Below are 15833 nucleotides of genomic sequence, written 5' to 3' on the forward strand. Positions count from 1 at the left end.
TCAATGTGCGGCACCACATGTCGTCATAGGGAGGAGACAAAGTGTATCACAAAAACAAAACAGCACGTGCGATAATGGGGGCAACGACGGCGTTGCTGGCCGTATCGACGATGGCTGCAGCACAAGAAATGCCACCAGAACAAAGCCTGTCCGGCCTCGAATACGAGCTGATCGGTAAGGCCGATATTTATTCCTACGGCGCATTGGAAAGCTATTCCGAAGCGCCGTTCCTGTCAGACCTTGTCGCGGCGGGCGAACTGCCACCGGTCGCGGAGCGTCTGCCAGCCGAACCCATTATCATGAAAACCGGCGCGATGTCGGACGGCATTGGCGAATACGGCGGCGTGTTCCGCCACGTGATCGGTGGCCGCCCCGAGGGCTGGAACTGGATGGCCGGCCAGCATCAGGGCTGGGGCGGGATCAACATGGCGATGCAGGAATGCCTCGTGCGCCAAGGCCCGCGCTGGCAGGTCCGCGCCGAAGAGCAAACCGGCCCGCTACCCAACCTTGCCAAGTCGTGGGAGTGGAATGACGACCGCACCGAAGTCACAATGCAGCTGATGCAAGGGGTGCGCTGGTCTGACGGCGATCCGTTTGATGTCGAAGATGTCCGGTTCTGGTGGGAAGATAACGTCGAGGACGAAAACGTGTCCTCGCGGATGCCTGCGGGATCATTCGGCGAAGGCGCAACGATGGAAGTGATCGACGATTATTCGTTCAAATTCACCTTCGACAGCCCGCAAAGTGAAACCGTCCTTGAAGGTCTGGCCTATATTCAGGGCTGCCCCGGCCCAAGCCATATTCTCAAGGCGTCGCATCCCAGCTACAACGCTGATGCAACCTACGAAGGTTACACCAACGCACTGCCCAACGATCTGTTGCCGCCTGTTGTGTTGGGGGCCTGGGTGCCGGTCGTGCACCGCCCAGATGAAATCGTCATCATGCGCCGCAATCCTTATTACTTTAAGGTAGATGAAAGCGGCCAGCAGCTGCCCTATTACAATGAAATGCAATTCCGTCTGTCCACATGGGGCGATCGGACAACGCAGGCCGTTGCGGGCACGGGTGACTTTTCCAACATGGAAGACCCGGGCAACTATGTTGAAGCGCTCAAGCAGTCGCAGGACGACAGCAGCCCTGTCGTGGCCAACTTTGGGCCGCGCGTGCTGTCATGGCGCCTGATGCTGAACTTTGACACATCGACCGCGGCTGACGACTATGATCGCGCGTTGCGCGACCTGTTCCGTGAACGGGATTTCCGTCTTGCGTTGTCACATGCGCTGGATCGCGATTCAATTGGTCAGGCGCTTGCGCGTGGTCCGTTCTCTTATCCCTATATCGCGGGGTTTGCGACGGGATCGCCCTACTACGATGCGGCGTCTTCAGCCTACCAGCCCTTCGATCAGGACCGTGCAAACGCCCTGCTTGATGGTCTTGGCCTGATGGACAGCGACGGCGACGGCATCCGCAACATGCCCGACGGTGAGAACATCATCATCGAGGTTATGGCCGATGCCGAACGCGGTGCCGACAGCAAGCAAATCGAGGCGGTTGCCTCTCAGCTTGAAGAAGTTGGTATCCGTATCCAGACACGCAGCGTTGACCAGACAACTGCGGATACGAACCGCACCAGCGGCAACTTTACAGCCATGTTCGCCCGTTTGCCGGTGATCCAGCCGACGCGCGAAACCTGCGAAAGTTTCCCCGCCGGTGCCAACTGCCCGACCTTTAACAAGGGTGGTGACCGTCTGGACTTCGAGGCCGAACTGGAAACCCAGTATAACGCCTTTGTTGCCAGTAACGATGCGGTTGAACGGGCTTCGCTTGCGCAAAGTATGCAGCGCCTGATGACTGAAAACGTCTATTACATCGGCACTGTGCAAATCCCTGCGGCACTTCTGGTCAACAAGCGGGTGCGCAACGCACACCCCGGCACGCCGGTGTTCATGTATGAATGGGCCGAAGATGGCGTGATGCGTGAACGCCTCTGGACGCCTGCTGACTTGCAGGAAGCAGAAGTCCTTCCCGGAACGGTAGCCGAATACTAAGGGCGCCCCGCAAATTGCGCGGCCGCTGACAGGTGGCCGCGCATCACCATATCCACGCAATCCCAAGGATGTTCTGAATGGCTTTTCTGGTCTTCATTCTGCGCCGTATCGTTGTGACGATCCCGCTGCTGATCGGAATTTCTATCGCGACATTTCTGATTATCAACGCGGTGCCGGGCGATTATGTCGATGGCTGGCTCGGGCGCACGATGGCGCAGACCGGCCAAACCCGCGAGGCCCTGATGCCGCGCGCCGAGGAATTGCGCCGCCAGCTTGGTCTCGATCAGCCGCTGGTCATTCAATACTGGTACTGGATCAAGAACATCGTCGTAAGCGGCGATTTCGGCCAGTCTTTCGTTCAATCCCGCCCCGTCACGGATGTGATCGGCCTGCGGCTCTGGCGCTCGATCGGAATCGCGCTTGTGACGCTTGTCGTCGGGCAGGCAATCGGTGTGTTTCTGGGCATTTACGCCGCGACCAATCAATACAAATGGGGCGACAAGCTGGCGACCCTTGTCGCGTTCCTGGGCATTGTCATCCCCAAGTTCGTTGTCGCGCTGATCCTGCTCTACTTTCTCGCGTTCGTGTGGCATTCGCCCTACCTTGGCGCTCTGTATTCAGCGGAATTTCAGGTGCAGGACCGCATGTCATTCGCCAAGCTGTGGAACATGTTTCTGCATGTCTGGCCGATCCTGTTCATCTCGATCTGGGCCGGGCAGGCCTATACGACCCGCATGATGCGCGGCAACCTTCTGGATGTGATGAACGCGCAATATATCGAAACGGCCCGCGCCAAGGGGCTGTCGCGCCGCAAGGTGCTGTATAAACACGCTGTGCCAAACGCGCTGCACCCGGTGATCATGAACATGGGCGCGCGCTTTGACTACATGATCAAAGGCGAGCTTGAGATCGCGATTGTCCTGGGCATTCCGACCCTTGGACCGTTGATCATCAATGCGGTCAGTGAACGCGATATGTATGTGGTCGCCGCCATCTTTCTGCTGGTCGCCGTGCTGCTGGTCATCGGCAATCTCTTGGCCGATATCGTTCTTGCCCTGCTGGACCCGCGCGTCCGCAAGGCCACGGTTTAGGAGGCGGCACCGATGACCGACCAAACCGCCCCCGATTTTGGCATGAACGCCGAGGCCGCGACCGGCCCGTCCCTGTCATATTGGCAACTTGTGCGCCGCCGCTTCCGGCGTAACCGCTATGGTATGACGGGCATGATTGTCTGCCTGTTCATCGTCTTTTCCGCCGTCTTTGCGCCGTTTCTGGCCCCCTATGATCACGCCACCAAGGACCGCGATGCGATCTATTCGCCGCCCCAGATCATCAAGATTTATAGCCCCGAAGATGGGCTGACCTGGCCCTTTGTCCTTGGTTTTGCCGAAGAAATGGACCCCAACACATTCGAGATCACTTTCGTGCCGTCCTATGACAAGGTCGTGCAGCTTGATCTGTTTGTCACCGGCGATCCCTATCGGTTTCTGGGAATGGAATTTGAAACGCGCCTGTTTGGCGGCGTTGACGGGCAGCCGATCCACCTGCTGGGCACCGACGGCTTGGGGCGCGACGTGTTCAGTCGGATGCTTTATGGCAGTCGGATTACGCTGATGATGGGCTTTCTGGTGATGGCTGTGGCCTGTGTCATCGGCACGGTCGTCGGCGTGACATCGGGGTATCTGGGCGGGCGAGTCGACACGCTGATCCAGCGCCTGATCGAGTTTGTGAAATCCTTTCCCGATTTGCCGCTTTATCTTGCACTGGTGGCGATCCTGCCGCGTCGCGCCGATCCGATGACGACGTTTATCATGTTCGCGGGCATTGTCGTGCTGCTGCAATGGGCCAACCTTGCCCGTGAATTGCGCGGCAAGGTCATCGCCATCCGGTCGGTTGAATTCGTGCGCGCGGCAGTGGCGGTGGGGGCCAGCGACAAACGCATCATCCTGCGCCACATCATTCCCAACATGTCGTCGCATATCATCGTCTGGGCGACCTATGTCCTGCCCGAGGTGATCCTGCTGGAAAGCTTCTTGTCCTTCCTGGGGGTCGGCATCCAACAACCGCTTGTGTCCTGGGGGTGATGCTGAACGCCGTGCGTGATTTCCAGTCCCTTGCCTCGGCACCCTGGCTCTTGTCGCCTGTGGGGATGATTATTCTTTCCGTGCTTGCCTTTAACGCGCTTGGCGATGGCATGCGCGATGCAATGGACCCCTATGCCAATGACTGATCCCATCCTTTCCGTTCATAACGCAAAAATCAGCTTTCGCACCGTTGTCGGCCTGACCGAAGCCGTCAAGGACGTCAGCTATAGCGTGCGGCGCGGTGAAACGCTTGCGGTCGTGGGCGAAAGCGGGTCGGGCAAATCCGTCACCGCGCGCGCGATCATGGGCATGTTGGCCCCCAACGCGGTGGTCGACCCTGATACACAGATCATCTTTGATGGTGATGACCTGTCGGAATGGCCCGAGATCAAGCTGCAGGACATTCGTGGCAAGCGTATCTCGATGATCTTTCAGGAACCGCTGACCAGCCTGAACCCGGTCTACAAGATCGGTGATCAGGTCGGTGAGATCATCACCGCCCATCGCAAAATCGGCAAAGCCGCCTTGCGGGCCGAGGTCATCCGCCTGCTGGGCGAGGTGCAGTTGCCTGACCCCGAACAGCGCTATAGCCAATACCCCCATGAAATGTCGGGCGGGCAGCGCCAGCGTGTGATGATCGCGATGGCGCTCGCCAATAACCCTGACCTGTTGATCGCCGATGAACCGACAACCGCGCTGGACGTGACCGTGCAGGCTGAAATCCTGTCGCTTCTCAAACAGTTGCAGCAAAAGCATCAGATGGCCGTGATCCTGATCACCCATGATCTGACCGTGGTATCCGAAGTGTCCGATACCGTCGTCGTCATGCGCCAGGGCGAGGTTGTCGAACATGGCACGACCCGCGATGTGTTCGACAACCCGCAGCACCCCTACACCAAACACCTGATTGCCTCGGAACCCAAGGGCCACCCCGACCCGCTGCCCGAGAACGCCGAACCCGTGCTGTCAGGCGTGGATATGGGCGTGACATTCATGCTGAAATCCGGCGGGTTCTTTAGTCCCAAACTCAAGGAGCTGAAGGCCGTTGATGATGTCACGGCAACCATTCGCAGGGGTGAAACCCTTGGGATTGTGGGCGAAAGCGGGTCTGGCAAAACCACCCTTGGCATGGCGATGATCCGGCTGGGCGTGTTTCACCGCGGCGAGATCACGTTCAAGGGCGACCGCATCGACGCGCTGTCGCGCAAACAGTTGCAGCGTTACCGCACGCGTCTTCAGGTCGTGTTCCAGGACCCGTTTTCATCGCTGAATCCGCGGATGATCATCCGCCAGATCCTCGAAGAGGGGCTGGTGGTCAATAACATCGGTGCGAATGCCGCTGAACGCGACAGCCTGGTGCGCCAGGCGCTGGATGATGTGCATATGCCCCACGCCTGCCTTGACCGGTTCCCGCACGAGTTTTCCGGCGGCCAGCGTCAGCGCCTTGCGATCGCCCGCGCCATTGTTCTGGCGCCTGAATTTATCTTGCTCGACGAACCGACCTCGGCGCTGGATTTGTCCATTCAGGCGCAAATCATCGACCTGCTGCGCGAACTGCGCCGCAAACACGAGCTAAGCTACCTGTTCATTAGCCACGACCTGAAAGTCGTGCGCGCCCTGTGTCACAACGTCATCGTGATGCAACACGGGCAGGTCATGGAGCAAGGACCGACCGAACAGGTGCTGATTAACCCGCAAACCCCCTATACGCGCAGGCTCGTGGACGCCGCTTTCAAGGTTGTTGCGTGACGATCCGGAAGCATGTGCGTTTTTTCCGAACGCGCCGCCGGTCAAACGGCCCTAATGTTTAACGATCTCGACCAAAGGAAACTACCTATGTCAAAATCCCCCAAGATCGCCTTTATCGGCGCCGGTTCGACGGTATTCATGCGTAATATCGTGGGCGATATCCTGCAACGCGACGCCTTGGGCGACGCACATATCGCGTTGATGGATATCAACCCGCAACGCCTGTCCGAATCCAAGGCCGTCGTCGGCAAAATGGTTTCGACCCTGAATGTCGGCGCAACGATCACAACCCACACCAGCCAGCGCGAGGCCCTGGACGGCGCGCATTTTGTTGTTGTGGCCTTTCAGATCGGCGGGTTTGATCCCTGCACGATCACCGATTTCGACGTGCCCAAGGAATTTGGCCTGCGCCAGACCATCGCCGATACTCTGGGCGTGGGCGGGATCATGCGCGGATTGCGCACCGTGCCGCACCTGTGGTCGATTTGCGAGGACATGCTTGAGGTTTGCCCCGATGCGACGATGCTGCAATACGTCAATCCAATGGCGATCAACATGTGGGCCATTGCCCGCAAGTATCCGCAAATCAAGGCCGTGGGCCTGTGCCATTCGGTGCAGGGCACAGCCAAGGAACTGGCCCGTGATCTGGACATCCCGGTTGACGAAATCCGCTATGAATGCGCGGGGATCAACCACATTGCCTTTATGCTGAAGTTTGAACAGCGCATGGCCAATGGCAGCTACCGCGATCTTTATCCCGATCTGCACGCCGCCTACGCCAAAGGCACGGCGCCCAAACCCAACGAACACAACGCCCGTTGCCCCAATATCGTGCGCTATGAAATGATGAAACGGCTTGGCTATTTCGTGACCGAAAGCAGTGAACACTTTGCCGAATATACCCCCTGGTTCATCAAGGAGGGCCGCGACGACATCATTGAAAAGTTCCAGATTCCGCTGGACGAATACCCCAAGCGCTGTGTCGAACAGATCGCCAACTGGGACGCGGAACGCGCCAAGCTGGAAACCTCGAACACGATCGAAATCAAGGAAAGCCACGAATACGCTTCCGAGATCGTCAATTCGATATGGACTGGCACGCCGTCCGTGATTTACGGCAATGTGTCCAATCACGGACTGATCTCGAACCTGCCCGAGGGCTGCGCTGTCGAAGTGGCCTGCCTTGTGGACAGTAATGGCGTGCAACCGACGACCGTGGGCGCATTGCCTGTGCAATTGGCCGCCGTCATGCAGTCAAACGTCACGGTGCAGGGCCTGACCGTGGAGGCACTGATGACCGAAGATCCGGCGCATATTTACCATGCTGCCATGATGGACCCGCATACCGCCGCCGAACTCGACCTTGACCAGATCTGGGGCGTGGTGGATCGCCTGCGCGAAGCCCACGGCACTTGGTTGCCCAAATGGGCACAGATCAAGGGCGTGTCCAAAGTTGCCTAGGTGAGCGGCGCACCCAAACATATCGCCGTTGTTGGTGGTGGCACTGCGGGGTGGCTGTCAGCGCTGGTCTTGCAAAAGGCCGCGCAGAGCGCCCGCCAGCCGATCAGTATTTCGGTGATCGAATCCCCCGACATTCCGACGGTGGGCGTCGGTGAAGGGTCGACCTCGGTGTTTCGGCAGGTGCTTTTGGACCTTGGGATTGATGAATCCGAGTTTCTGGCCGAGACCGGAGCGACCTTCAAATTCGGAATCCATCATCAAGGTTGGCGTGCTGATGGGGGCAGCTACTACGGGCCGATTGACGATCCCAATGCCCTGGTGCCGCACCCTGACGGATTGCCCGCCAACTGGCTGCATCAGGCCCGCGTGGCCGGGGGCAAACCACTGGCGGATGCGCATCTGTTCACGGCCCTGATGCGCGGGCGCAAGGCACCCTATGCGCGCAAGAACGGGCGCTTGATTGCCCTCAGCCAGTATCACTATGCCTATCATTTCGATCAGGCACGTCTGGGCCGCTTTTTGGCCACCAAAGCCAGCGGCATCGCCCACATCCGTGCCGAAGTCGCGCAAACCAAGCGCAACAGCGCCAGCGGCGATATCACCGATCTGGTCATGACGGACGGCACCGCGGTGGCGGTTGATCTGGTGTTGGATTGCACCGGTTTTCGGCGCGCGATCATTGGCAAGATGGACGCAGGCTGGACCTCTTACGGCACGTTCCTGCCGCTCAACAAGGCGATGCCGTTCTGGCTTGATCATGCGCCCGACAAGGACATTCCAACCCACACAAACGCCCGCGCGCTTGGGGCTGGCTGGATGTGGGGCATTCCTGTGCGTGACCGGATGGGCTGCGGCTATGTCTTCAGCGATGCCCATACCACGCCCGATGCAGCGCAGGCCGAAATCGAGGCGGCGCTGGGCCAGCCGATCGACCCGCGCGGTGTGCTGTCGATTGATCCGGGGCGGCTTGGGCGCGCTTGGATCAACAATTGCATCGCCATCGGCCTTGCCCAAAGCTTTCTTGAACCGCTCGAGGCGACCTCGATCCACGGCAGTCTGGTGCAGGCATTGATGCTGACGCAGATCTCGCTGGATACGGTATTGGGTGGCGCACCTGATCGCGCCCGCAGCGAATATAACGCCGCCACGGCACGACAAGTCGATGATTTCGCACAGTTTATCAATTTGCACTACACCGGCGGGCGCAGAGATACACCCTTCTGGCGCGATATGGCTGCCAGCGGGATTTCGCAGCAATCGCGTGACCGGCTTGCGCAATGGCAGTCACACCCGCTGACACGCGCCGATTTCGCGCCCTTTCCGGGGAACCTGCCACATGTGGAAGAACAGCTTTTTGCGCCCGTGCTTGACGGTCTGGGGCATTTGCCAAAGGCACCGGCCAAGCAGTTATTTGCCAACACCCCGCAGCACCGCGCGGCGGCGCGCAAGACGCTGGACCGGCTTTCACGCGAATTTCGCGGCGCGGCGAACATGGCACTGGGCCAACGCACCTATCTGGAACAGCTCCGCGCGACCCACTGAATTTGCAGTGTTATTTACCGTCGCCAATCAACTGCCCCATGTGCTGCATCGCAAGCACATAGCCATGCACGCCAAAGCCGGCCATCACGGCATCGGCCCGCAAGCTGACATAGGACTGATGTCGAAAACTCTCGCGTTTGTGCACCTGACTGATATGGACCTCGATCACCGGTCCGTCAAAGGCGTTCAGCGCGTCCAGCACGGCGATGGAATAATGGGTCAGCGCACCCGGATTTATAATAATACCAGCCGCATTGTCGCGGGCCTCGTGGATCCAGTCGATCATCCGGCCCTCGTGATTGGTCTGCATCAGCTTGGCGTCAAGCCCGCAGTCCTTGGCCGCCGCAGCACATTGTGCCGCAACATCGTCCAACGTGGCATGGCCATAGATATCGGGTTCGCGTTGCCCAAGCAGGTTCAGGTTCGGGCCGTTCAGGATATGGATCGTCTTGGTCATGTCAGTGCCTTTGGGTGCTGTAATCGGTCTGCCAAATGGGCAAAATGGGTGCGCGCGATGATCTAACAGCAAAAGCGGGCGAAACAACAGCTTGCGGTTTTTTGCCGAATCTAGACGGGAAGGGCGGATGGTGCTGTGAGAGAGGATTGAACTCTCGACCTCACCCTTACCAAGGGTGTGCTCTGCCACTGAGCTACCACAGCATCCGTGGCGCGGGAATTAGCGGTTATGTGCAAATGGTGCAAGCCCTCTCTGGACGCTTTTTGCCCTTGTTGGTAACAGGGCAGGTATGGAGCAGAAATCCGGCAACACACCCAAGCCAAAACCCGCCCAGACCCGTGAAGAACGGCTCAAAGCGGCGCTCAAGGCGAATATGGGGCGTCGCAAGGCGCAGGCCAAGGCACGTGCGGCCGACCGCGGCACGGACAACAAAGAGAAAGAGTAGGCAGGTATGGATTCAATTATCGTCAGGGGCGGCAAACCGCTAAGTGGGCAAATCCACATTGCGGGTGCGAAAAACGCTGCCTTGGCCCTGATGCCGGCCACCCTGCTGTCCGAAGAACCGCTGACACTGACTAACGCACCGCGCCTGTCCGACATCAAGACGATGACACAATTGCTGCGCTCGCTTGGGGCGGAGATTACCTCGATGCAGGACGGCAAAGTGCAGGCCATGTCGACCCACGGGACCATCAACACCACCGCCGATTACGACATCGTGCGCAAGATGCGCGCATCCAATCTGGTGCTGGGGCCGCTATTGGCGCGCGAAGGCCATGCGGTTGTGTCCCTTCCCGGTGGCTGCGCGATTGGTGCGCGGCCGATGGATATCCACACCAACGGACTGGAAAAGATGGGCGCGTCGATTGAACTGAAAGACGGCTATCTGCATGCCAAGGCTTCGGGTGGCAAGCTGAAGGGCGCGGTCATCGACTTTCCCTTTGCCAGCGTCGGTGCCACTGAAAACATCATGATGGCCGCGACTTTGGCCAAAGGCACGACTGTGATCAACAACGCCGCGCGCGAGCCGGAAATCGTAGATCTGGCGACTTGCCTGCGCCGCATGGGCGCGCAGATTGATGGCGACGGCACGTCAACCATCACCATTCAGGGCGTTGATCGTCTGGGCGGTGCCACCCACCCCGTTGTCACCGACCGGATCGAACTGGGCACCTATATGCTGGCCCCCGTGATCGCCGGCGGCGAGGTGGAATGCATTGGCGGGCGCATGGATTTGGTCGCTGCCTTTGCGGAAAAACTGGACGCGGCAGGCGTCACCGTCAGCGAAACCGAAAACGGGCTGAAAGTGGCGCGCAAGAATGGCCGCCCCACGGCTGTGGATGTCACGACCGAACCTTTCCCGGGTTTCCCGACCGACTTGCAGGCACAGATGATGGCGATGCTTTGCCTGGCCGAGGGCAAATCGGTGCTGGAAGAAAAGATTTTCGAGAACCGCTTTATGCATGCCCCCGAACTGGTGCGCATGGGGGCAGATATCGAAGTGCATGGCGGCACGGCCACCGTAAACGGCGTCGAGCGCATGAAAGGCGCGCCGGTCATGGCGACCGATCTGCGCGCTTCCGTGTCGCTGATTCTTGCCGGCCTCGCTGCCGAGGGCGAAACCCAAGTGAACCGCGTCTATCACCTTGATCGCGGTTATGAACATGTGGAAGACAAACTCGGCGCGGTCGGGGCCGATATCAAGCGGGTGCCGGGATCATGAGTGGGGATGCAACATTTGAAGACGGCGGCGAAAGCCCGCTGCGCCTGCGGGCCCTGGACACCGATGATCTGACGGTGATTTCCACCCTCGTGCAAGATGCCGTGTTCCCGGCAAGCGAAATGACGTGGGACAGGGGCAAACGCCGCTTTGCCCTGTTGATAAATCGTTTCCGGTGGGAGGATGCGCCCAAGGCAACTGCACGAAATCGCCCCGTCGAACGTGTGCAGTCGGTGCTGGTGATCGAGGATGCAATGAAAGTGCAAAGCCAGGGGGTCAGCCGCGATGCCGATACAGTCATGTCCCTGTTATCACTTGCCTTCGAAGCGGGAGAGGATGGCACGGGCCGCCTGATTTTGACGCTTGCAGGGGATGGCGCAATTGCTGTGGATGTCGAAGCGCTCGAAGTTGTGCTGCGCGATGTAACCCGCCCCTATGTCGCCCCGTCGCACAAAGTGCCCGATCACGAAACCTAGGTCAGGACATCACATGAAAAACGCTCTTATCGTTGTCGCCCTTGCCGTTGCTGTCATTGTCGGTGTGCTGGCGTTTCGCGGCAACGCGCCGCTGGACGGGTTTCAGCCCGCTGGGTCTTCGTTCACGACGGAACGTGTCGAAGCCCTGCTGCTTGAGGGGGCCACAAGCGAGGTGCAACGCGATCTTTACCGTGTCATCGCCGAGGATTATCCAACAGAATATGCCGCCTTCCTTGCGGATATGACGGCCCTTGCCAATAGCGGCATTCCCAACCTGGAGCAGGCCGCGTTTGAAAAATCGCGCGACTTTACCAGCGAATTGCGGCGCACCAACGCCCGCTACCTTTCGCAGGCGCCGCTGGAAAACCTGCGTGCGATCAATCGCGCGACCTTGGCTGTGCTGGTCAGCCTCCAAGACAATCTGCCCCTTTGTGCCAAGTTTGCGGTTGGCGGTGGTGCGAACCTGACGATGGCCGATGTTGAAATGCTCGACCTTGATCTGGTCGCGGCGATTGGCAACGAAAACTTCCGCGCGATGGCCGCCGGGCGTGACACACCTGTGACACACGCCGCCGTGCGGGACGGCGATATTGCCGCCTTGATTGACGGTTGGAACAACGATCCCGCGACCACACCCGACATGCAGACCGCATTGATGGGGGGTGACATGTCCCATCCGGCGTTCTGCGCGGCCAATACCACGTTTCAGGCCTTTGTGGCCGAAGCGACCGGCGCCGCCGAGGAACGCGCCATCGTCTATATGACAACCGCCGTGAATGCCCAGTAAACCCTTGCATTGATGCGCCCGCGCCCTGCGGCTATGTCAGACCAAAGGAGTCGCCGATGCCGCAGTTTTTCGCCACCACGGATGCCGATTTTGAAACGCGTTTTACGGCCCTTTTGGGGGCCAAACGCGAAGATAGCCCGGATGTGGACCATACCGTCGCGGCGATCATTGCCGATGTGCGCGCCCGTGGTGACGGGGCCGTTATCGATCTCACGGCGCAGTTTGACCGTCTGCAACTGACGCCTGAAACCCTGCGCTTTACAGATGCTGAAATCGCTACTGAATGCGCCAAGGTATCGGCGCAGGATCGCGCCGCACTGGAATTGGCGGCGGACCGTATCCGTGCCTATCACGCCCGCCAGATGCCCGAAGATGCCAGTTGGGTGGACGACACTGGCGCGACCCTCGGCTGGCGCTGGACGCCTGTGTCGGCGGCGGGCCTTTATGTGCCCGGCGGGCTGGCCAGCTATCCGTCGTCTGTCTTGATGAACGCCATTCCCGCCAAGGTCGCAGGTGTCGGGCGCTTGGCCATCACCGTGCCAACGCCGGACGGGGTCTGTAACCCGCTGGTGCTGTTGGCGGCGCGGATTGCGGGTGTTGACGAAATCTACCGGATCGGGGGGGCACAGGCGATTGCGGCGCTGGCCTATGGCACCGAAACGATTGCCCCCGTTGATAAAATCACCGGGCCCGGCAATGCCTTTGTCGCCGCCGCCAAACGGCGCGTCTTTGGCAAGGTCGGGATCGACATGATCGCGGGGCCGTCAGAAATTCTGGTGATTGCCGATCGCGACAATAACCCTGACTGGCTCGCACTTGATTTGCTGAGCCAGGCCGAACACGATGAAAGCGCCCAAAGCATCCTGATCACCGACGATGCGGCATTTGGCCAGCAGGTGGCGCAGGCCGTGGAAAAACGCCTTGAAACGCTGGAACGGCGCGCGATTGCGGGTGCAAGCTGGCGCGACTTTGGCGCCGTGATCACCGTGCGTGACATGGGCGAGGCGGCGGCGCTTTCTGATCGGATCGCCCCCGAACATCTTGAACTTTGCGTGGCTGATGCTGACGCGCTTTCGGCCAAGATCACCCACGCGGGCGCCATTTTCCTGGGCGGCTGGACGCCCGAAGCCATCGGCGACTACATTGGCGGGCCCAACCATGTGCTGCCCACGGCGCGTTCGGCGCGGTTTTCATCGGGGCTGTCGGTCATGGATTTCATCAAACGCACCACGCTCGCACGGATGACGCCCGCCGCCCTGCACGCCATTGGCCCCGCCGCAGAGCGCCTCGCCAATTCGGAAAGCCTGCAAGCGCACGGCCTGTCGGTGCGCGCCCGCCTTGATCAGTTGAACGAAGGTTAACCAATGTCGAAAATTATCAAAATTGATCTCGATGACAGTGCCCTGCCAGCGCCCACAGCCGAGATAGAACAGGAACGTAAGGTTGCGATGTTTGACCTGCTCGAGGAAAACTCGTTCGTTCTGCCTGACCGGGATGATCGCGCGGTGCCGCGCGGCCCTTACCACCTTGGGCTATCGATCCGCGAGCGTCGCCTGGTGTTCGATGTCACAACCGAAGATCACCAGCCGGCCGTTGAATTTCACCTCTCGCTCGGACCGTTCCGGCAGGTCGTGAAGGATTATTTCCAGATCTGCGAAAGCTACTTTTCGGCCGTGAAAACCGCCGCGCCCAGCCAGATCGAAACGATTGATATGGCGCGCCGTGGCATCCACAACGAAGGCGCGCGCATTTTGCAGGAACGTCTTGAAGGCAAGGCCGAGGTCGACACCGACACCGCCCGCCGCCTGTTCACCCTGATTTGCGTGTTGCATTTCGGCGGCTAGTCCAGTGGCAACGCCCATCATCCAAGGCAATCTGCCCCATTCGGTTCTGTTCTGCTGCGACCATAATTCCGTGCGATCCCCGATGGCCGAGGGAATTATGAAAAAACTATATGGAACAATGTGTTACATTCAGTCCGTTGGCGTCAAAAATGATATGGAGATTGACGGATTTGCCGTCGCCGTTTGCGATGAAATCGGCGTGGAACTGGCGCGCCACCGTTCGCGTTCGTTTGATGAAATGGAAGACTGGGGCGATGATCTGTCATCATTCGATCTGGTGTTGGCCCTGTCGCCCGCCAGCCAGCGCCGCGCCCTTGACCTGACGCGGTTTTACCATCTGACGGTGGAATACTGGCCGATCCTTGATCCAACCGGTCTGACCGACAACCGCGATGAAAAACTTGTCAAATATCGCCAGACCCGCGACCAGATCACCGAACATCTTATCGCGCGCTTTGGCCCACCGCCGGACCCTGAGGCATGAAAATCGCCGCTGCCGCCTATGCGCCGCAATGGCACGCCGATTGGGATAGCCTTGCGGCCAAACTGGACCGATGGGTCGCTGATGCCGCCGCACAAGGCGCCGAGTTGCTGGTGTTCCCCGAATATGCCGGAGTCGAGGCGGCGCTGATCGGCACGCCAAAAGATCGCGACCCGCTGGCTTGGGTCGCGCAATGCGTTGCGGTGCAGGACCAATGGATCGCCCTGAACGCGCGGCTTGCCCAAACCCATGATCTGCATATTCTGGCGGGCAGCCTGCCGTGGTGGGACGGGAGCGCGACGACAAACATGGCCGCGCTTTGTGACTCGAACGGGCAGGTCGCATTCCAGCACAAACTGATCCTCACTCCCTATGAGCGCGATGAAATGGGCCTCAGCGCGGGCAATGACCTGCGTCTGTTCGACACGGATTTGGGCAAGATCGGCGTTTTGATCTGTTATGACAGTGAATTTCCGCTGCTCGCCCGCGCCTTGGCCAGCGCCGGGGCAGATATGATCCTTGTGCCCTCTAACACTGATTTCCCCGCAGGCCAGACCCGCGTGCGCCAGTCCTGCCGCGCTCGCGCGATCGAACAGCAATGCCTGATCGTACAAGCCCCGCTGGTTGGCGATGTGCCAGATTGCGCCATTGCCGACACGCAAACAGGCCGCGCCGGGTTCTTTGGCCCGCCCGATCACGGGTTGCCTGCGAGCGGGATCATTGCCCAAGGCGATACCGATGTTGCCGGTTGGACGATTGCAGACCTGGACCCGCAAGCCATTGCCGCCCCGCGCCAATCCGGTCAGGTCGGCAACTTTGCCCATTGGCCCGAACAGGATCACCGCGTCAAAAGCGTCACCGTCATGGGGCTTGGACAGTTTAGCACTTGAAACCAAGCGCCTTTGGGCGCATTTAAGCGCCGTTCGCACTGTTGCGGACCTTTTTGATGGAGATCACATGGCCAAGGAAGAACTGCTCGAATTTCCCGGTGTCGTTAAGGAACTCCTGCCGAACGCGACATTCCTGGTCGAGCTGGAAAACGGCCATACGATCATCGCGCATACGGCAGGCAAGATGCGCAAGAACCGCATCCGCGTTCTGGCTGGCGACAAGGTGCAGGTCGAAATGACCCCCTATGATTTGACCAAGGGTCGGATCAATTATCGTTTCAAATAAGCCGCGTC

Annotated in this window: 17 protein-coding genes and 1 tRNA gene; 16 read left to right on the forward strand and 2 right to left on the reverse strand. The window is 59.5% G+C overall.

The genetic code is table 11. The features are described 5' to 3' along the window. Positions 1–110 precede the first annotated feature (110 nt). The 7 genes from FTO60_RS04125 (at position 111) to FTO60_RS04150 (ending at position 8884) form a co-directional block, all read left to right on the forward strand. A complete protein-coding gene (locus FTO60_RS04125; RefSeq protein WP_217520556.1) occupies positions 111–2048 on the forward strand; it encodes an ABC transporter substrate-binding protein in 1938 nt (645 codons plus the stop codon). A gap of 77 nt (positions 2049–2125) precedes the next feature. Beyond that, positions 2126–3139 carry an ABC transporter permease gene (locus FTO60_RS04130; RefSeq protein WP_148054785.1) on the forward strand — a complete coding sequence of 338 codons (1014 nt, stop codon included), beginning with the start codon at positions 2126–2128 and terminating at the stop codon, positions 3137–3139. Positions 3140–3151: 12 nt separating this feature from the next. Beyond that, positions 3152–4132: an ABC transporter permease gene (locus FTO60_RS04135; RefSeq protein WP_217520558.1), complete on the forward strand. Its 981-nt coding sequence runs from the start codon at positions 3152–3154 to the stop codon at positions 4130–4132. After that, positions 4132–4278, forward strand: coding sequence for a hypothetical protein (locus tag FTO60_RS17850; protein ID WP_217520560.1), 147 nt, complete (start codon positions 4132–4134; stop codon positions 4276–4278). Before FTO60_RS04135 ends, FTO60_RS17850 begins: the two co-directional genes overlap by 1 nt. Continuing rightward, the gene (locus FTO60_RS04140; RefSeq protein ID WP_197738513.1) at positions 4271–5881 is read left to right on the forward strand and encodes an ABC transporter ATP-binding protein; all 1611 of its coding nucleotides are present in this window, start codon (positions 4271–4273) and stop codon (positions 5879–5881) included. Before FTO60_RS17850 ends, FTO60_RS04140 begins: the two co-directional genes overlap by 8 nt. 87 nt (positions 5882–5968) lie before the next feature. Then, on the forward strand, positions 5969–7342 hold the full coding sequence (locus FTO60_RS04145) for an alpha-glucosidase/alpha-galactosidase (RefSeq protein WP_148054787.1): 1374 nt from the start codon (positions 5969–5971) through the stop codon (positions 7340–7342). Continuing rightward, the gene (locus tag FTO60_RS04150; protein WP_148054788.1) at positions 7343–8884 is read left to right on the forward strand and encodes a tryptophan halogenase family protein; all 1542 of its coding nucleotides are present in this window, start codon (positions 7343–7345) and stop codon (positions 8882–8884) included. A 10-nt stretch (positions 8885–8894) separates the two neighbouring features. Here FTO60_RS04150 and aroQ read toward each other — a convergent pair whose 3' ends face one another. Further along, positions 8895–9341, reverse strand: a complete 447-nt coding sequence (gene aroQ, locus FTO60_RS04155) for a type II 3-dehydroquinate dehydratase (RefSeq protein ID WP_148054789.1) — start codon at positions 9339–9341, stop codon at positions 8895–8897. 128 nt (positions 9342–9469) lie between these two features. Beyond that, a tRNA-Thr gene (locus FTO60_RS04160) sits at positions 9470–9544 on the reverse strand. Between the two features lie 86 nt (positions 9545–9630). On the opposite strand from FTO60_RS04160, the gene FTO60_RS17600 reads away from it, so the two are divergent. The 9 genes from FTO60_RS17600 (at position 9631) to infA (ending at position 15825) form a co-directional block, all read left to right on the forward strand. Continuing rightward, a complete protein-coding gene (locus tag FTO60_RS17600; protein WP_172623797.1) occupies positions 9631–9786 on the forward strand; it encodes a hypothetical protein in 156 nt (51 codons plus the stop codon). Between the two features lie 6 nt (positions 9787–9792). Next, positions 9793–11064 carry a UDP-N-acetylglucosamine 1-carboxyvinyltransferase gene (gene murA, locus FTO60_RS04165; RefSeq protein ID WP_148054790.1) on the forward strand — a complete coding sequence of 424 codons (1272 nt, stop codon included), beginning with the start codon at positions 9793–9795 and terminating at the stop codon, positions 11062–11064. Continuing rightward, positions 11061–11537 (forward strand): DUF2948 family protein, encoded by a 477-nt coding sequence (locus FTO60_RS04170; protein WP_148054791.1) that lies wholly within the window; start codon positions 11061–11063, stop codon positions 11535–11537. Before murA ends, FTO60_RS04170 begins: the two co-directional genes overlap by 4 nt. 13 nt (positions 11538–11550) lie before the next feature. After that, a complete protein-coding gene (locus tag FTO60_RS04175) occupies positions 11551–12324 on the forward strand; it encodes a hypothetical protein (protein ID WP_148054792.1) in 774 nt (257 codons plus the stop codon). Positions 12325–12380: 56 nt separating this feature from the next. Next, the gene (gene hisD / locus FTO60_RS04180; protein WP_148054793.1) at positions 12381–13685 is read left to right on the forward strand and encodes a histidinol dehydrogenase; all 1305 of its coding nucleotides are present in this window, start codon (positions 12381–12383) and stop codon (positions 13683–13685) included. A 3-nt stretch (positions 13686–13688) separates the two neighbouring features. Then, positions 13689–14168 carry a UPF0262 family protein gene (locus FTO60_RS04185; protein WP_148054794.1) on the forward strand — a complete coding sequence of 160 codons (480 nt, stop codon included), beginning with the start codon at positions 13689–13691 and terminating at the stop codon, positions 14166–14168. Positions 14169–14187: 19 nt separating this feature from the next. Beyond that, on the forward strand, positions 14188–14652 hold the full coding sequence (locus tag FTO60_RS04190) for a low molecular weight phosphatase family protein (RefSeq protein WP_148057041.1): 465 nt from the start codon (positions 14188–14190) through the stop codon (positions 14650–14652). Next, positions 14649–15539, forward strand: coding sequence for a carbon-nitrogen hydrolase family protein (locus FTO60_RS04195; protein ID WP_148054795.1), 891 nt, complete (start codon positions 14649–14651; stop codon positions 15537–15539). The genes FTO60_RS04190 and FTO60_RS04195 overlap by 4 nt, the downstream gene beginning before the upstream one ends. A 67-nt stretch (positions 15540–15606) precedes the next feature. Next, the gene (infA, locus tag FTO60_RS04200; RefSeq protein ID WP_008186030.1) at positions 15607–15825 is read left to right on the forward strand and encodes a translation initiation factor IF-1; all 219 of its coding nucleotides are present in this window, start codon (positions 15607–15609) and stop codon (positions 15823–15825) included. Positions 15826–15833: the final 8 nt, after the last annotated feature.

It is taken from the genome of Octadecabacter sp. SW4, from assembly GCF_008065155.1.
Taxonomy (GTDB): Bacteria; Pseudomonadota; Alphaproteobacteria; order Rhodobacterales; family Rhodobacteraceae; genus SW4.